This window comes from Providencia xihuensis (assembly GCF_041953405.1).
GTDB classification, from domain to species: Bacteria; Pseudomonadota; Gammaproteobacteria; order Enterobacterales; family Enterobacteriaceae; genus Providencia; species Providencia vermicola.
In genome coordinates this window covers 2,486,121-2,501,028 of sequence record NZ_CP169565.1, presented here as the reverse complement: position 1 = coordinate 2,501,028, position 14,908 = coordinate 2,486,121, and the positions used below count along the sequence as shown (strand labels likewise).

General features: G+C 35.4%; 14 protein-coding genes. 9 read left to right on the top strand and 5 right to left on the bottom strand.

The genetic code is table 11. From position 1 onward, the window contains the following. The first annotated feature begins 19 nt into the window (after positions 1-19). From ACE2AL_RS11120 to ACE2AL_RS11100, 5 genes are all read left to right on the top strand, one after another. A complete protein-coding gene (locus ACE2AL_RS11120) occupies positions 20-250 on the top strand; it encodes a DUF333 domain-containing protein (protein ID WP_206084214.1) in 231 nt (76 codons plus the stop codon). A 1,563-nt stretch (positions 251-1,813) separates the two neighbouring features. Further along, the gene (locus ACE2AL_RS11115) at positions 1,814-2,434 is read left to right on the top strand and encodes a fimbrial protein (RefSeq protein WP_206084215.1); all 621 of its coding nucleotides are present in this window, start codon (positions 1,814-1,816) and stop codon (positions 2,432-2,434) included. Between the two features lie 118 nt (positions 2,435-2,552). After that, positions 2,553-3,254 carry a molecular chaperone gene (locus ACE2AL_RS11110; RefSeq protein WP_206084216.1) on the top strand — a complete coding sequence of 234 codons (702 nt, stop codon included), beginning with the start codon at positions 2,553-2,555 and terminating at the stop codon, positions 3,252-3,254. A gap of 9 nt (positions 3,255-3,263) precedes the next feature. Beyond that, positions 3,264-5,750 (top strand): fimbria/pilus outer membrane usher protein, encoded by a 2,487-nt coding sequence (locus ACE2AL_RS11105; RefSeq protein ID WP_306803666.1) that lies wholly within the window; start codon positions 3,264-3,266, stop codon positions 5,748-5,750. Next, positions 5,741-6,736 carry a fimbrial protein gene (locus ACE2AL_RS11100; protein WP_206084218.1) on the top strand — a complete coding sequence of 332 codons (996 nt, stop codon included), beginning with the start codon at positions 5,741-5,743 and terminating at the stop codon, positions 6,734-6,736. The genes ACE2AL_RS11105 and ACE2AL_RS11100 overlap by 10 nt, the downstream gene beginning before the upstream one ends. A gap of 182 nt (positions 6,737-6,918) precedes the next feature. Here ACE2AL_RS11100 and ACE2AL_RS11095 read toward each other — a convergent pair whose 3' ends face one another. Further along, on the bottom strand, positions 6,919-7,230 hold the full coding sequence (locus ACE2AL_RS11095) for a helix-turn-helix domain-containing protein (RefSeq protein ID WP_206084219.1): 312 nt from the start codon (positions 7,228-7,230) through the stop codon (positions 6,919-6,921). A 497-nt stretch (positions 7,231-7,727) separates the two neighbouring features. Then, on the bottom strand, positions 7,728-8,327 hold the full coding sequence (locus tag ACE2AL_RS11090; RefSeq protein WP_206084220.1) for a DJ-1/PfpI family protein: 600 nt from the start codon (positions 8,325-8,327) through the stop codon (positions 7,728-7,730). Positions 8,328-8,506: 179 nt separating this feature from the next. Here ACE2AL_RS11090 and grxB point away from each other — a divergent pair, with 179 nt between their 5' ends. Further along, positions 8,507-9,145 (top strand): glutaredoxin 2, encoded by a 639-nt coding sequence (gene grxB, locus ACE2AL_RS11085; RefSeq protein WP_206084221.1) that lies wholly within the window; start codon positions 8,507-8,509, stop codon positions 9,143-9,145. A gap of 82 nt (positions 9,146-9,227) precedes the next feature. Here the strand turns inward: grxB and ACE2AL_RS11080 are convergent, their stop codons facing one another. Next, positions 9,228-9,665: an META domain-containing protein gene (locus ACE2AL_RS11080; RefSeq protein ID WP_206084222.1), complete on the bottom strand. Its 438-nt coding sequence runs from the start codon at positions 9,663-9,665 to the stop codon at positions 9,228-9,230. A 15-nt stretch (positions 9,666-9,680) separates the two neighbouring features. After that, entirely contained in the window at positions 9,681-10,679 is a 999-nt protein-coding gene (locus tag ACE2AL_RS11075) for a 2-hydroxyacid dehydrogenase (protein WP_206084223.1), read from the bottom strand. 232 nt (positions 10,680-10,911) lie between these two features. Between ACE2AL_RS11075 and ACE2AL_RS11070 the strand changes: the two genes are divergently transcribed. From ACE2AL_RS11070 to ACE2AL_RS11060, 3 genes are read left to right on the top strand one after another with little or no spacing between them, the layout of a single operon-like run. Further along, positions 10,912-13,512: a YdbH family protein gene (locus tag ACE2AL_RS11070; RefSeq protein ID WP_353169379.1), complete on the top strand. Its 2,601-nt coding sequence runs from the start codon at positions 10,912-10,914 to the stop codon at positions 13,510-13,512. A gap of 49 nt (positions 13,513-13,561) precedes the next feature. Continuing rightward, positions 13,562-13,735, top strand: a complete 174-nt coding sequence (locus ACE2AL_RS11065; RefSeq protein WP_206084422.1) for a YnbE family lipoprotein — start codon at positions 13,562-13,564, stop codon at positions 13,733-13,735. Next, positions 13,732-14,061 (top strand): YdbL family protein, encoded by a 330-nt coding sequence (locus ACE2AL_RS11060; protein WP_206084225.1) that lies wholly within the window; start codon positions 13,732-13,734, stop codon positions 14,059-14,061. Before ACE2AL_RS11065 ends, ACE2AL_RS11060 begins: the two co-directional genes overlap by 4 nt. 72 nt (positions 14,062-14,133) lie before the next feature. Here ACE2AL_RS11060 and ACE2AL_RS11055 read toward each other — a convergent pair whose 3' ends face one another. Further along, the gene (locus ACE2AL_RS11055) at positions 14,134-14,733 is read right to left on the bottom strand and encodes an FMN-dependent NADH-azoreductase (RefSeq protein ID WP_375083497.1); all 600 of its coding nucleotides are present in this window, start codon (positions 14,731-14,733) and stop codon (positions 14,134-14,136) included. Positions 14,734-14,908 lie beyond the last annotated feature (175 nt).

The following is a 14,908-nucleotide window of genomic DNA, read 5'->3' as shown; positions in this document are numbered from 1 at the left end:
AACCTAAATAAGGATGTGTATGAAAAAATACCTGGTCTTTTCAGCTTTAGTTTTAGTTGTGGGGTGTACCGCAAAAGAAGCGAATATGACAAAGCCGATTGGAATGGCTAATCCGGCTTCAGTTTATTGTGGGAAAATTGGTGGAACATCTGAAATTATTGATACTGGGGAAGGGCAAGTGGGTATTTGTACATTACCTTCAGGTGAGAAGATAGAAGAGTGGGCCTTATACCGCAGAGATCAACAATAAATTATCTAGCCTTTCTCCTAAAGCAAAAATCTGTTTTGGTTTTTGCTTTTCCTTAATCAAAAATAAATCATTTTTCACTCACCTTTTACTGTTATTGGCCGATAATAGTAGTGTCGTTATCTATTCGATAGTTATCATGAGTCTAGTATAAATTTTGTAGAGCATCTTAAGTGCTTCGATGGCAACATTTTTATCGTTTCATATGGCTTTTAATGTTGAACATGATCGAACTATCGTAAATTGTTGATGTAAAATATTTTTATGGGGCATTGTCTCATTATGTTCAAAAAACAATACTAAAATAGAGTTAGCTACTTTATGTTATGTAATAGGGGTAAAAATAGGTCTTATTGCACGAATCGAATATGTATAAAAACGATATGATGCAATTTAAGATAGGATATTGTTTATTTACTGGTCTTTTTTTGATGTGTTTAAGGTGGTTGATCACACTCTTACACACTACATGCGTAAATTAAGAATATTCTTAATGCTAAAAATGAAGGTTAATATCTTTTTTTGGGGAGGTGTTCGTTTTAAGAAATCATGATGGTTTTCATATGGTTATGAAATGCGAAAATTGATATAGAACAGTTTGTTTTTTATACTAACTAATGGCTTTTTTTATTCTATATCAAAAACAATGATAATTTTTTTTTACATTGTTTCTATTATTGATACTCTCATTAAGATGTATTACTTGTTTGTGCTGTTGAATGAATAAAGCATTTTATTGCGATTTTATTATTATTTTTCCATCTATTTTTTTTTAGCCTTCCATTTATATATTTCTATTTGAATTAAATTAGATTCAAATAATTCCTTAATTCATATGTATTAACTATTATTCTGTATAAATCTAATTACTGATATGATTAACCCTAAATACTCGTTTTAGGTGTTTTCTTGGGGTTAAGCATAATAATTCGCTATTATCATTTTTTAAATCTTTGAGAATGTAATCATTATCCTTATGAAGATACATTAAAATAATTTATATTTAATGTTCTGTTTACTATTCTAAATATGATGTGTCTGGATGATATTTTGCGATAAAAAGTATCCAAATGTAAGTCAAATGTCTTTTTTTTCACTATAAGTCAGAAAAACGTGTTTTATAAAAAACCATTTAAGTTTAAATTTAAATATTTAAATTCTGGAAAATTATTATAAATCACTTTTTTATCTAAAAATTGAACTTTTTACGTGTAAATCAGCGAAAACAACACATCAGATACCTCAATCAATAGATCATTTTCAATAGGTATCATCTATCAAATAATTTGATATGTAATGATAAAAACGATTTAATAAAATTTAAGTTATTATGTATCCTCTTTTCGAGATCATATAGAGCATATGATTATTAATTGAAAATAGGACTAATTAAGAAACATCTTTATTTGTATTAATGCAGAAGGTTTCAAAATGAAACATAAGCCTTAATATTCGTATATTTATTGTACGATAGGATTTTTGTTTTCATTTTTACCACTAAATAAAACAAAAACTTAATGAGTTCTTGTAAGTGTAAGAATAAAAATCTCATATTAGGAAATGAAAATGAAGAAAGTATTACTGACTGCAGTTGCAACAACAATTATCGGTTTATCAACAGCTAACGCTGCTGGTACAAACGTTGGCGGTGGCCAAGTTAACTTTCACGGTAAAGTGACTGATGTTTCTTGTACTGTTTCTGTTGACGGCCAAGGTAGCGATGCTAGCGTTTACTTAGCGCCAGTTTCATTAGCAGAAGTTCGTGACGGTGGTGCAGACGTTTTACTGAAAGCTAAGCCATTTGTTATTGATGTAACTAATTGTGTTGCTGCAGATGTGCAAGATAAAGCGAATGATGCAGCAATTGATAAAACATTATTAAATGTTAACTGGACTGGTGGTAACTTACTGCAAGGTGCATCTGGGAAATCAGAAGGTTACTTAGCAAATACTGAAAGCACAGGTGCTTCTAACATTCAATTAGCACTATCTGTTGATGATAGCGCTGACTTAACAGGTAAAATTATCCCTGGTAACCCAACACAGAAAAAAGTTACTGGTGATGTGACAAAAGTTGAGAATGGTGCTCGTTTCCAATATTACGTTGGTTATGCAACTTCTACACCTAAAACGGTAACGACAGGTGAAGTTAAAAGCTATGCTACTTATGAAATCACTTACCAATAAGAGATCAGTAAGTTAATTATTTATTTATTAGTGTTATTCCTATGACATTATTTGAATATTAAGTAAATATTACTTTAATAAGCGGTAGCTATACTGCCGCTTTTATTTTGAGGTTTAAATGAAAGCAATAGTTTTTATATTCTGCTTCATTTTCAGTATGCATTCATTTGCTAATAATATTATCGTCAATGGCACACGGTTTATTTACCCTGGAAATGAAAAAGAAATTACCGTGCAATTAAACAACACAGCGGATCGTCCTGCGATTGCACAAGCTTGGCTTGATACCGGTGATGCATCAGAAACGCCAGACACGATAAAAACACCTTTTCAAATTACACCGCCAATTTCACGTGTAGAGGCTAAAGGTGGCCAAACATTACGAATCAAATTAATGGATAAAGGAAGTATTCCTCAGGATAGAGAAAGTTTATGGTGGTTAAATATTTTAGACATTCCACCAGTGGCTAAAGGTAAGGAAGGTGATAATCAGAATGTATTGCAATTAGCGATCCGCTCTCGGTTTAAATTCTTTTATCGCCCCACAGGACTCGGTAGTCGTGAATTAGCGCCAGAACAACTTGTCATCAAATCAAGTGGTAAGAATATTATTATCGATAATCCGACTCCTTACTATATTACGGTTACAAAGATTTCAACAGATGGTAAGTCCGGCTTAAATGAAAAAACTGTTTTATTAGAGCCCAAAAGTCAAACAACGGTAGAATTAAAAAAAGTCGTAAGTTCAGGAAGTAACATCGTAATTAATAATATTAATGATTATGGATCAGATATTGCGGTGAAAACTACCGTTAAATAGGAATATATGATGAAACAGCGAGAGTTAATAAATAAATATAGCAATACGCTCTCTGTGACCTGCTTTGTCACTGCATGTATGGTACCTACATTTTATGCATGGAGTGAAGAAGATACAACCTATGAGTTTAATAGTGGTTTTATTATAGGTAGTAAAGAAGACGTTGATCTGGCGCGATTCAATTCTTCAGGAATTAGCCCTGGAAAATATTCAGTTGATGTTTACACAAATAACAACTGGAAGGGGCGCTATGATCTCAATTTTGAAGAGCAGAAAGATGGTCGATTAGCGGTGTGTTACACGCCAGCAATGCTTTCTGACTTTGGTATTAATACTGAAAAATTGAACCCAACACTTAACCAAGATAGTGACAGTTGCTTACCATTAAAAGATTGGAATAATGAAAAAGATGTTGTGGATATTTTCCACGCATCGACACTACGTTTAGATATTTCTGTTCCACAAATTTATGAGCAGCGAATTTCCCGTGGATATGTTTCTCCTCAGTTTTGGGAAACAGGGATCCCTGCATTGAATGTAAGCTATATGGCTAACTATTATGATAATCATACTAGTGGTTCTCAAGGAACTGATAACGCCAGCGCTTACCTTGGATTAAATGCTGGGTTAAGCTTTGATGGTTGGTTGTTCAAGCATATTGGCAACCTTAACTGGCAGCGCCATGATGGTACGAATTGGAATAGCAATCAAACTTACTTACAAAAACCTATTGCAGGATTAAAATCAAAAGCGACTGCTGGGCAATTTTATACAGATGGCGATCTATTCGATAGTATCAGCTTACGTGGCGCAAAGCTGGCGACAGATGACAACATGTACCCTGATGGGATGTCAACATATGCGCCTGAAATTAGAGGTATAGCACAAAGTAATGCTTTGGTCACTGTCAGGCAAAATGGCTCTATTATTTACCAAACAACCGTCTCTCCAGGTCCTTTTAGCTTAACGGATGTTTATCCATCAGGTTATGGGAATGATTTGGTTGTAACAGTAAAAGAAGCTGATGGTAATGAAACGACTTTCAGTGTGCCATATTCATCGTTAGCGCAATTATTACGCCCAGGTTTCACTCGATATCAAGTTGCTAGTGGTAAAGCAGATGCTGATGGATTAAGAAATCGTCCCTTTATTATGCAGGGAACTATTCAGCATGGTTTGAATAATACATTTACACTTTATGGCGGTGTGACAGCATTTGATGACTACCAGGCTTATTTAGTTGGTACAGGTATCAATACTGGATTTGGTGCAGTTGCAGTTGACTTAACACAATCAAGAACTGCATTTAAATATAGAACCGAGAATGGGCAAAGCTATCGTTTAACATTTAGTCGTTTATTCACACAGACAGATACTAACCTAGTATTAGCTGCTTATCGATATTCAACAAAAGATTATTACAATATTAATAATGCATTGTATGCAATAGATAATGATAAACGTGGCGTAGAAAATACGCTAGGCCGCGAAAAGAATGGCTTTAGCTATACAATAAACCAAAACTTACCAGAAGGGTACGGTGGGATTTATTTTACTGGCCGTATCTCTAATTATTGGGATAAATCAGGAACTGAAGAGCAATATCAACTGAGTTATAACAATAATTATAACCGTCTCTCATATGGTATCGCGCTGATGAGAGTATATGCAGATAATACTAATAATAATAAAAAAGACGACCGTATAAGTTTAAATCTGAGTTATCCCCTGTATTTTGGCGAAAGCCAGAGTGCAACATTGACGTCAAATACAGTATTCAATAACGAAAAATTTGGTTCAACTCAAATTGGTGCGAGTGGTGCATTCGATAAAGAGAATAACTGGACTTATGGTATAAACACTTCGGTTGCAAATGGTGGTGAGAAAAATATTGGTTTGAATACGGGATACCGTACCTCACTCGTAAATACCAACGCTAACTATAGCCAAGGCCAGGGATACCGCCAATTTGGATTGGGTGCTAATGGTTCTATGGTTGTGCACTCGGGGGGAGTGACATTGACGCCTAATAGTTCAACAACATTAGCGTTAATTGAAGCAAAAGGTGCTGAAGGTGCATCCATTATGGGGGCGCCAGGAACTCGTGTAGATAGTAATGGTTACGCTATCGCACCTTATGTAAGAGCTTATCGTATTAACAATGTAGAAATCGACCCTAAGGGCAGCCCAGAAGATATTGTTTTCGAAAATACAACAAGCCAAGTTGTGCCTTATGAAGGCAGCGTAGTTAAAATTAAGTTTGGTACTAAAGTAGAAAAAAATATTGCATTTAATGTCGTAAGACCTGGCAATAAATCATTACCGTTCGGTGCTAATGTGACTGATAAAAATGGCGAGTCAATCGGTATTGTTGGGCAAGGAGGAACTGTGTTTATTAGCAGTGAAACCGCGAAAGAAGCATTCATTAAATGGGACAATGGCCAGTGTTCATTCTCTTTGGAAGCTGGAAACAGCAAGGAAAGTTTATGTCAATAACGAAACAATATCGTTTGTATATCGGAATTGGATTGCTTCTTACTGCAACTTATGCTTCTGCATATTGTAATCGTACTTCGACTCGTACATATGAACTTAATATGCAGATGGGACGGGTCGTGGTAGATCCTAATTTAAATGTTGGGGATACAATCGCTGAACAAACGTGGGATATGAGAGAAAACTCAAGTGCTATTTATGCATACTGTACTCGAAATACACCGATCTCAGCATTAGTTACTATGTCGAGTCTTGTTCCTGTAGGGAATAAAATTTATCAGACAAATGTTCCTGGAATTGGTATGAAATTTCACCGTGAAGGTGCGATAAGGATGACATACCCAGATACATTTTATGCACCAACATCAAGTAACTACTACTTAGCTGGGTCGAAGTTTATTTTAACTTTAGTGAAAACGGCTCCTGTTACAGGATCTGGTGTTATTGCGAGTGGTTACTATACCTCTTATGGGTATATTCCAAATAACAATCCATTTTTAGTAACGAAGTTAGATGCTGAAGCAATTACAATAGTTTCTCCTTCTTGCCAAGTAGAGGGGGGGAATGAAAAAAATGTTTATTTGGATCCAATTAAACGTTCTCAGCTCAATGGTGTAGGTACAACTGCAGGTGAGAAAAACTTTGATATTAGATTGATCTGTAGTGGTGGTGTTAGCTATTCTGGCTTTGCAAATGTGAATATGACTTTTAATGGTGATGTACCAGACAAGATGAATAACCGACAAGGTGTTTTGATTAATCAAATTAAGTCATCAAATGGAGCTGCTGGCGTCGGGGTACAGGTTTTAGAACGTAATACAAATAAACCACTTATATTTAATGACAAGTATAGAGTTGGAGTCTTAGCAGATCGACAAACAAAGTATCTTGATTTAAATTACAAGGCTCGATATTACCAATATGGCAGTTCAACTTCAGCTGGTGAAGTAAATTCAAAAATGGTATTTAATATCACTTATGATTAATTGAATAGGTTTTTTGAGGAATATTCAAGAAACTAATTAATATGTATTGAGTTTAAATTATTATAAAATGCCAGTTGTTATTATAACGACTGGCATTTTATTTAACTCAAACTATAAAAATAACATGGTGCTGATGCATCCATGTTATTTTTATAATTAATGACCATCTTAATAAAAATTTTTTAGGGACGGTTTTTGATTGGAGCAATGACACTTTCTGCTGTATATTTTAATTCTTGGCTAGTTTCATTAGATAGCTTGTTTTTATTTGATTTTGAACTAGTTGTATAACCATGAAAAAACCATTCGATTGGGCAATCCAAAACTTCAGCGATATCAACTAAATGGTTAATAGGTATTTTATTTATACCATTCTCATATCGAGATATTTGTTGCTGACTTAAATTTAATTTATTAGCTAAATCAGCGCCAGAAAGACCAAGTTCTTTTCTCCGGTTTTTTATTTTTATACCGATAATACTATGAATGTCCATATGACATCCTCGATTTTTGTGAAGGGTTATTATTTGATATTTTTAGTCAACTATTACGGGAATAGTATATTAAAAATTAAAGCGATTTGAAAGTTTTAATGCTCATAATTATGATAAAAATCTCTGTTTATAATAAAATAATTAAAGTCATTGTTTTTAGTGTGGGATATTTACGATATTAAAAGAAAAAGTTCACTTTTAATTGTTAATATAACCAATAAAATTAATGGCATTGGTGTTATCAAGTTATCATTATAATATTATTTCAACAATCTAATTCAGCGTGAATTTTAAATCATTGATTAAAATCAATGTATTAAGGTTTTATTAAAATTAAGTATTCAATTTTTTAAATGAGTTAATGTATGGATAATTCATTGTTAATATTCTGATCCTTAATATCTAATCTAGATAATTAAATATTGATTATACTCATTGATAAATAACATAATGTAATAAATGTTCGATAAGGTAGAGTATAAAAACTAAAAAACATCTTATATGATGTTTTTTGCAAAAGGGTCGTTACTCGGATCTTGATTCCATATATATTCCATTCTTAATGCAATGCTTTTAGCTATTTCAACACCATAAAAATCACTGACGATTTGTAGAGACATATCAATACCTGCACTGATACCAGAAGATGTATAAAACTTACCATCATGAACCCAACGTGCAAGCGGTTGCCATTTAACAAGATGATTTAGACTGGTTACCCATTCATAAGCAAGTTTGTTCGTTGTTGCTTTTACTCCATTTAACAGTGAGGTTTTTGCCAGTATGGCAGAACCTGTACAAACCGAAATGGCAGTATCTGCAAATTCAAACTGTGTTTTTACCCACTGGATATAATCTTCATCCATAGAAAGAGGGCGGGAGCCTTGCCCTCCAGGGATCAATATGTGCCGATAGGATGGAGTTGAAATCATGTGCGTATTAACAGTTACACCTTGAGAGCTTGTCATTGGCATTCCTGTTGGTGAAATAAAATCAATTTGGCAATGGTCGAGCCGACCAAATACTTCAACAGGCCCCATCACATCAAGGGTTTCAAATCGATCAAACAGGATAATAGCAATATTGTTTATAGGCATAGGGGATTGATTTCTTATTTTCAAAATAGGTATTCTGCCATAATGCTATTTTTTAGATTGGGATTTTGTGCACCAAACACTAAAGTGTCTAAAAACAAAAATTAATCCCAAAATATGTGCATTAACATATACTATTACTAAGGTTCTACTGGCGCTTATCACTATCCGTGAGGTGAAAAATGAAACTGTATATCTATGACCACTGCCCATTTTGCGTTAGAGCAAGAATGATTTTGGGCTTAAAAAATATTGCAGTAGAGCAAATCGTTCTGTTGGATAACGATCATGAGACACCCATCCGAATGATCGGTAAAAAAATGCTACCGATCTTAGAAAAAGATGACGGGAGCTATTTACCAGAAAGCCTAGACATTGTGCATTATATTGACCAGCTAAGTGAAAAAAAATACGCTACGGGGGTTTTATCACCACAAATTGAAACTTGGTCTAAAGCCGTATCTGGTGTCGTCTCTAAATTAGTGACTCCCCGTTTTGTCGAAACGGATTTCCCAGAAATAAGCACAAATGAAGCTAGAGCTGCATATAAAGAGAGAACGTCAAAATCCTATGGTGACTTGGCTGAATTTCGAAAAGAAACACATACTTTACTCGTCGAACTCGCACCTCAAATGTCATTATTAGATGTCTGGCTAGAAAACCGCGGCGAGACTATTGATATAAACGATTTTTATATCTTTCCTACGTTACGTAGCCTAAGTATTGTTGCTGGCTTAGCTTTCAGTAGCAATATCCGTAATTATATGGATAAAATGTCACATATCACGAAAGTGGACTTGTTGTTCGATAAGGCTAAGTAGTTTTGAATAGATATAGGTCTATAAAAGCCGTACCCATTTGAAATCACATTAATGAGTACGGTTTTGTATTTAGAATATGAGACTAATTGACGTAATCACGCAAGGAATACACTAATTTGTAATGTCCTTGAATTAAGACGAGTTGATTATTTTTTAAATTAATAGTCGCACCTTCTATAAGCATGCGTTTTAACATGGTATCCCATTTAGACAAATCTTCATCAACACATTCAAGTTCCGTCTTGGTCAGGTTTTTAACGGTGATATTAGCGTTATTAATATAGCCTAATCCATTAAAGTCATTACACATTGAGGCAGAAACAAACATCTTTTCTCCAAAAGCGATGTAAGGAACAGTTTGTTTTGCTTTAATGGGTTTACCGTCAACTTCAGTTAAAACATAGCGATGGTGAACTAAAGCATCTCGAATCGATTTATCGTCGTTCTTCGCATCGACTTGATGTGTTTGGCAAGCCGCTAATAATAAACCCAATAAGGTCAGTGGAATTAAACGTTTCATCAATCCAACGTCCAATTAAGCATTAACAATATTCGGGCAGGCTTTGCCATGGCTAACCTGATCAATATTGCTAAGAGTTGTTTGACTAATACTGGTTAAAGCCTCTTCAGTTAAAAATGCTTGATGGCCTGTAAATAATACATTGTGACAAGATGAAAGGCGGCGGAAAACGTCATCTTGAATCACATCATTAGATTTATCTTCAAAAAACAAATCACGTTCATTTTCATAGACATCCATGCCAAGTGAACCGATTTTTTGTGATTTCAATGCATTAATTGCGGCGACAGAGTCGACTAAGGCTCCTCGGCTTGTGTTGATGATCATGACCCCTTTTTTCATCTTACTGAAAGCGCTTTCATCGAGTAAATGATGGTTTTCAGGTGTTAAAGGGCAATGAAGAGAGATAACGTCTGATTGTTTATATAAAGTATCTAAATCAACATACTCTGCACCTAAGTCTAAAACTGCTTGGTTAGGGTAGGGATCGTGTGCAAGTAAGCGCATGCCAAAACCTTTTAAAATACGTAAAGTCGCTTGCCCAATTTTGCCCGTTCCGATGATCCCTGCGGTACGATTATGCATGTTAAAGCCAGTTAAACCCTCAAGCGAAAAGTTCGCATCACGGGTTCGTTGGTAAGCACGGTGGATCCGGCGGTTTAGGCACAGCATCATTCCAACCGCATGTTCTGCAACCGCTTCTGGCGAATAAGCTGGAACACGAACAACGTGAATTCCAAGCTCTTTTGCAGCTTCAAGATCAACATTATTAAACCCAGCGCAGCGTAAAGCTAAAATGTGAATATTTAAAGCTGCAAGCTCTTCTAAAACAGCACGATTGGCTTCATCATTAACAAAAATACACACTGCGTCAGCCCCCACAGCATTTTTGGCGGTTTGAACAGTTAATGGAAAATCAAAGTATTCAATACTAAAATTAAATTCTGAGCCTTGATTAACTTGCTCCATGTGCTTGCGATCATACTGTTTGGTACTATAAGAAACAATTTTCATCGAAGAGACTCCAATTTTTAGGAACCAATAAAAATAGTAGATAAAATAGTGTACCTACAAAAGATAAACTCAGAATAAGACAATTAAGTTTGTAAATCACCTAGAAATTAAGAAAATAGGTATCTGTTTACATATGAATATGGTTTATGCTTTTTAGACAACGAGTTAATGTAAAGATTGAATTAAAATTCAACAATCATGGTACTGAGCTAATCTCACAAGGACGAAGTTGATGCAGGTATTTAAAAGAGCTGGCAAAATTTTACTCTGGTTTTTCGGAGGGAGTGCTGTTCTCTTAGCTATATTATGGATAACAGTCGCACGCTGGCTTCCTGTTGTTGCTTCTCATTACTTACCAAAGCCACTTCAATTATCATTTTTAGATCCAAGAATGGCTCAGGGGCAATTACAGATCGCTGAGCTCAGTTTAACAGCAAAGAATTGCAAACTTGTTGATTTGCAAAATGCTCGTCTTTCTTTTTTCCCACTTCATTTAAATATAGATAATGTTAACGTTTCTACAGAGTGTATTAGCGCACTTGAATCGGATGAAATGGCATCTGGAGAACCGCTAAATATTGCTGAGCTGATTGACAAAATTCCTCTTTTTTCTATGGTCATAAATAATATCAATATCCAACCATGGGATGACTACCAGGGGAGTATTTGGTTACGCCGTTCAGATAAAAACATCCCTTTGCAGTTTGATTTTAGAGGAGATAATTTAAGATTATCCTCGCTGATTACTAAAGATAAACAGTTGGTGATCAGTGAGTTCTCGGCATTTTTACCAGAACAACAGCAAACAATAACATTAACAGGTGATGTTCAATTACCACTCATTGCAAGCCAACTTCCACAAAAAGGAATGTTGGAGGCCAATTTTAAATTATTAAGCCCTGAAAAACATTTACAAGCAAAATTAGCATGGCTAGATGAAAATGGAGTGTTAATTGTCACTGACACGGATATGCAAAAAACGGTACTGAATCTTCCATGGGCATTATCACCATCAATAGTTACCGTTTCACAAGGAAAATGGCAATGGGAAGAGGCAGGGATACCCATAGAAGGTGGTGTCAGCTTTCAAATTGAAAATTGGGAAAAACCATTAGGCGATATGATTTTTTCTGGCCGCTTGAATATGTTGACGCAGGCGAAGAAAGGTAAGGGGAATATTGTATTAACGCTACCAGAAACGCATCTTGATTTATTAAATACGGATGTTGATTTTAAGCTAAATGGGCAAGTTAAATATGATGATATGGTTCTTGATATTAATTTGCCTGCGAAAATTTCAGGACAATTAACCTCACCTAAAATCTCTTTACTATCAGGCTCATTATTAAGAGCTTATGGGCGAGCATCGCCAACGATCATGTTAAAAGAGATCCGTTTACCTTTGGCTGGAACATCTTTAAGCGAAGAAGGAATATCGGGAAGGCTACAGGCAATATTAAAAGTGCAAGAGCAATATTGGGGGGACTTTGATATTCACCTTGATGGTAAAGCCAATAAATTTACCCTTGATAATGGTAAGTGGTTTTGGAATTACTGGGGAAATGCCAAATTACCTTCATTAGCAGCACGTTGGGATATTAAGGGCAATGGTAGTTGGCAAGACTCATTAATTACCTTAAATAATCTGACAACAGGCTTCGATCAAATTAAATATGGTTTGTTATCGATGAGTGCCCCACGCTTAAAACTCACAAAGCCATTGCAGTGGCAAAGAGATGGGACAAAAGCTAGCTTTAATGGTGCATTACAATTAACCAGTAATCGAATGCAGTTTGGTGTCGAAAGTTATTTACCAAAAATAACAGTGAACGCGGATATTAAAGGAAAGTCACCTGCTGAATTTCAATTAAAAGGTGATTTAAGCACGCAAGATGTGGGGCCCATTGTTATTTTTGGGCGTTGGGATGGTGAGCGTTTAAGAGGGGAGGCACGCTGGCCAGAACAGTCTGTCACCGCATTTCAAACATTAATACCTGCCGATCTTGGACTCGAACTTAAGCAAGGTAAGTTATTCTCACAAGCGGCATTTTCAATTACCCCAGAGGATGGGTTTATTGCTGGTGGACATTGGCGTGTGGAAAATACAAGTCTTTGGTTAAAAGATGGTGAGTTATCTGGCTTAAATTTTGTATTACCATGGCGTTTAAAGCAAAGCACATGGACTTTTGGGGAAAAATCTCCCGTAGAATTGCGAATTAAAAAGCTCAACAACCTTTTTGAACTGACGGATATTAAAGCCGACTTAGTTGGAACTTATCCGCCAACAGATTCAGCACCACTGAAACTCACAAATGTTGGGTTTAAAATGTTGGGCGGTGATGTCTCTATGGACTTATTACGTTGGCCGCAAACGGATGCATCGACGATACGATTACATCAAATTGAACTGAGTCAATTATTTACCATACTAAAAGTATCTCAATTTGCCGTTTCAGGCAAAGTAAATGGTGAACTTCCGTTTTATTTGAATAATCCTGAGTGGATAGTCAAGCAAGGATGGGTAGAAAACAATGGTCCTTTAACCTTACGGTTAGATACACAATTTGTAGAATCTATTCAAAAAGATAATATTTCTGCGGGGTCTGCCATTGGCTGGTTACAGTATTTAGAAATAAAACGTAGCCGTACCGATGTGAATATCACTAATCTAGGGCAGCTAACGATGAAAACAATCCTTGAAGGCTTTAACGCTCAAGAAAAGAAAAAACGGGAGGTGCATTTAAACTACCAACATGAAGAAAATATTTTTCAGCTGTGGCGTAGTTTACGATTTGGTAGCTCTTTAGAAGAATGGCTTGAAAAGAACCTATGAAGGTTTAAGGAATAACGTGAGTACATTAAAAGTAAGTACAGTGATTATTATGGCTTTTTTCTTAGTGGCATGTTTGCGAGTAGAAGTTGCGACACCAGATAAGCCAATTAATATTAATATGAATGTGAAAATAGAGCACGAAATACAGATAAAAGCTGACAGACAAGTTGAAGAGTTACTCAAAGAAAACAGCGACTTATTCGGGGAGGTCAGCGATAAATGAGCCGAATAATAAAAGTATTAACTCTGTGTTCACTATTAAGTGTATTTTCAGCATTTTCACTTACGGTGGATGAAGCAAAAGAAAAAGGGGTTTTGGGTGAAACGCTATCAGGCTACTTAGCGGTAGTAAAAACTGAGAATGTTGAAGCCGTTAAATTAGCAGAACAAATTAATCGTGAACGGGAAAAAAAGTACAGCGAAATTGCGTCCAAAAATAACCTTAAAACCAATGAAGTCGCTCGAATAGCAGGGCAAAAACTAGTCGAAAGGGCGAACGCTGGGGAATATGTGCGAGGTATTAATGGTCAATGGCTAAAGAAAAAATAAAAATGCGCACTCAGAAAGTGCGCAAAGTATAACAAAATAACAAAGGTAGTTTAGGTTGTTTTGATGATTGATTTAGACAATAAGGCTATTAATGTGTTGTTGAGCTTGCTGGTGGGCTTTTTCGACTGAACCATTACCTAAAGCTGTGCCTTCGGCAAAAACAAATTCAATATCTTTAATACCCAGAAAATTTAAAAATAAAGTCATATAAGGCACCATGGTATCTGCTGGGGTATCTTTATATATTCCACCACGGCTGGTTAAGACAAATGCCCGTTTATTTTCCAGTAAACCGACAGAGCCTTGTTCGGTATATTTAAATGTATGGCCTGATCTCGCAATAAAATCAAAGTAATGCTTTAAGTGTGAGGGGATCGTAAAATTATACATTGGCGCAGCAATAACAATGACATCATGTGCTTTTATTTCTTCAATTAAGGAATTAGACAGGTCTAAATGTGCTTGTTGTTGCTCTGTTTTCGTGTCACTAGGGCCAAAAGCTGCTAAAATTTCACCATCAATGGCAGGGATTGGCTCATTGACGAGATCTCGAACAGTCACAGTGTCCTCAGGGTTCTTTTCTTGCCATTGTTGAATAAAGTAATCGGCTATTTTATTGCTTTGAGAATTGTCTGCCAGAATACTTGATTTTAATAGTAATACGTTACTCATTATGGTCCTTAAATTTATTGATGTTGCTTTACGTATAATCATACGTGATAGCTAACTGATTGATAGAAAGAAAATTAGACTGCCTTCTTCAAAAAAACTGATGGTATTATTTATGTAATAACAAGAACTAAAAAATAAAACGAAATATTGCTGCTATACGACGAAGTAAAAGGCC

What these genes read in the sequence shown, in the direction of transcription:
- ACE2AL_RS11120 (WP_206084214.1), top strand. Translation starts at nt 20, where the DNA reads ATGAAAAAATACCTGGTCTTTTCAGCTTTAGTTTTAGTTGTGGGGTGT.
- ACE2AL_RS11115 (WP_206084215.1), top strand. Translation starts at nt 1,814, where the DNA reads ATGAAGAAAGTATTACTGACTGCAGTTGCAACAACAATTATCGGTTTA.
- ACE2AL_RS11110 (WP_206084216.1), top strand. Translation starts at nt 2,553, where the DNA reads ATGAAAGCAATAGTTTTTATATTCTGCTTCATTTTCAGTATGCATTCA.
- ACE2AL_RS11105 (WP_306803666.1), top strand. Translation starts at nt 3,264, where the DNA reads ATGAAACAGCGAGAGTTAATAAATAAATATAGCAATACGCTCTCTGTG.
- ACE2AL_RS11100 (WP_206084218.1), top strand. Translation starts at nt 5,741, where the DNA reads ATGTCAATAACGAAACAATATCGTTTGTATATCGGAATTGGATTGCTT.
- ACE2AL_RS11095 (WP_206084219.1), bottom strand. Translation starts at nt 7,230, where the DNA reads ATGGACATTCATAGTATTATCGGTATAAAAATAAAAAACCGGAGAAAA.
- ACE2AL_RS11090 (WP_206084220.1), bottom strand. Translation starts at nt 8,327, where the DNA reads ATGCCTATAAACAATATTGCTATTATCCTGTTTGATCGATTTGAAACC.
- grxB (WP_206084221.1), top strand. Translation starts at nt 8,507, where the DNA reads ATGAAACTGTATATCTATGACCACTGCCCATTTTGCGTTAGAGCAAGA.
- ACE2AL_RS11080 (WP_206084222.1), bottom strand. Translation starts at nt 9,665, where the DNA reads ATGAAACGTTTAATTCCACTGACCTTATTGGGTTTATTATTAGCGGCT.
- ACE2AL_RS11075 (WP_206084223.1), bottom strand. Translation starts at nt 10,679, where the DNA reads ATGAAAATTGTTTCTTATAGTACCAAACAGTATGATCGCAAGCACATG.
- ACE2AL_RS11070 (WP_353169379.1), top strand. Translation starts at nt 10,912, where the DNA reads ATGCAGGTATTTAAAAGAGCTGGCAAAATTTTACTCTGGTTTTTCGGA.
- ACE2AL_RS11065 (WP_206084422.1), top strand. Translation starts at nt 13,562, where the DNA reads ATGGCTTTTTTCTTAGTGGCATGTTTGCGAGTAGAAGTTGCGACACCA.
- ACE2AL_RS11060 (WP_206084225.1), top strand. Translation starts at nt 13,732, where the DNA reads ATGAGCCGAATAATAAAAGTATTAACTCTGTGTTCACTATTAAGTGTA.
- ACE2AL_RS11055 (WP_375083497.1), bottom strand. Translation starts at nt 14,733, where the DNA reads ATGAGTAACGTATTACTATTAAAATCAAGTATTCTGGCAGACAATTCT.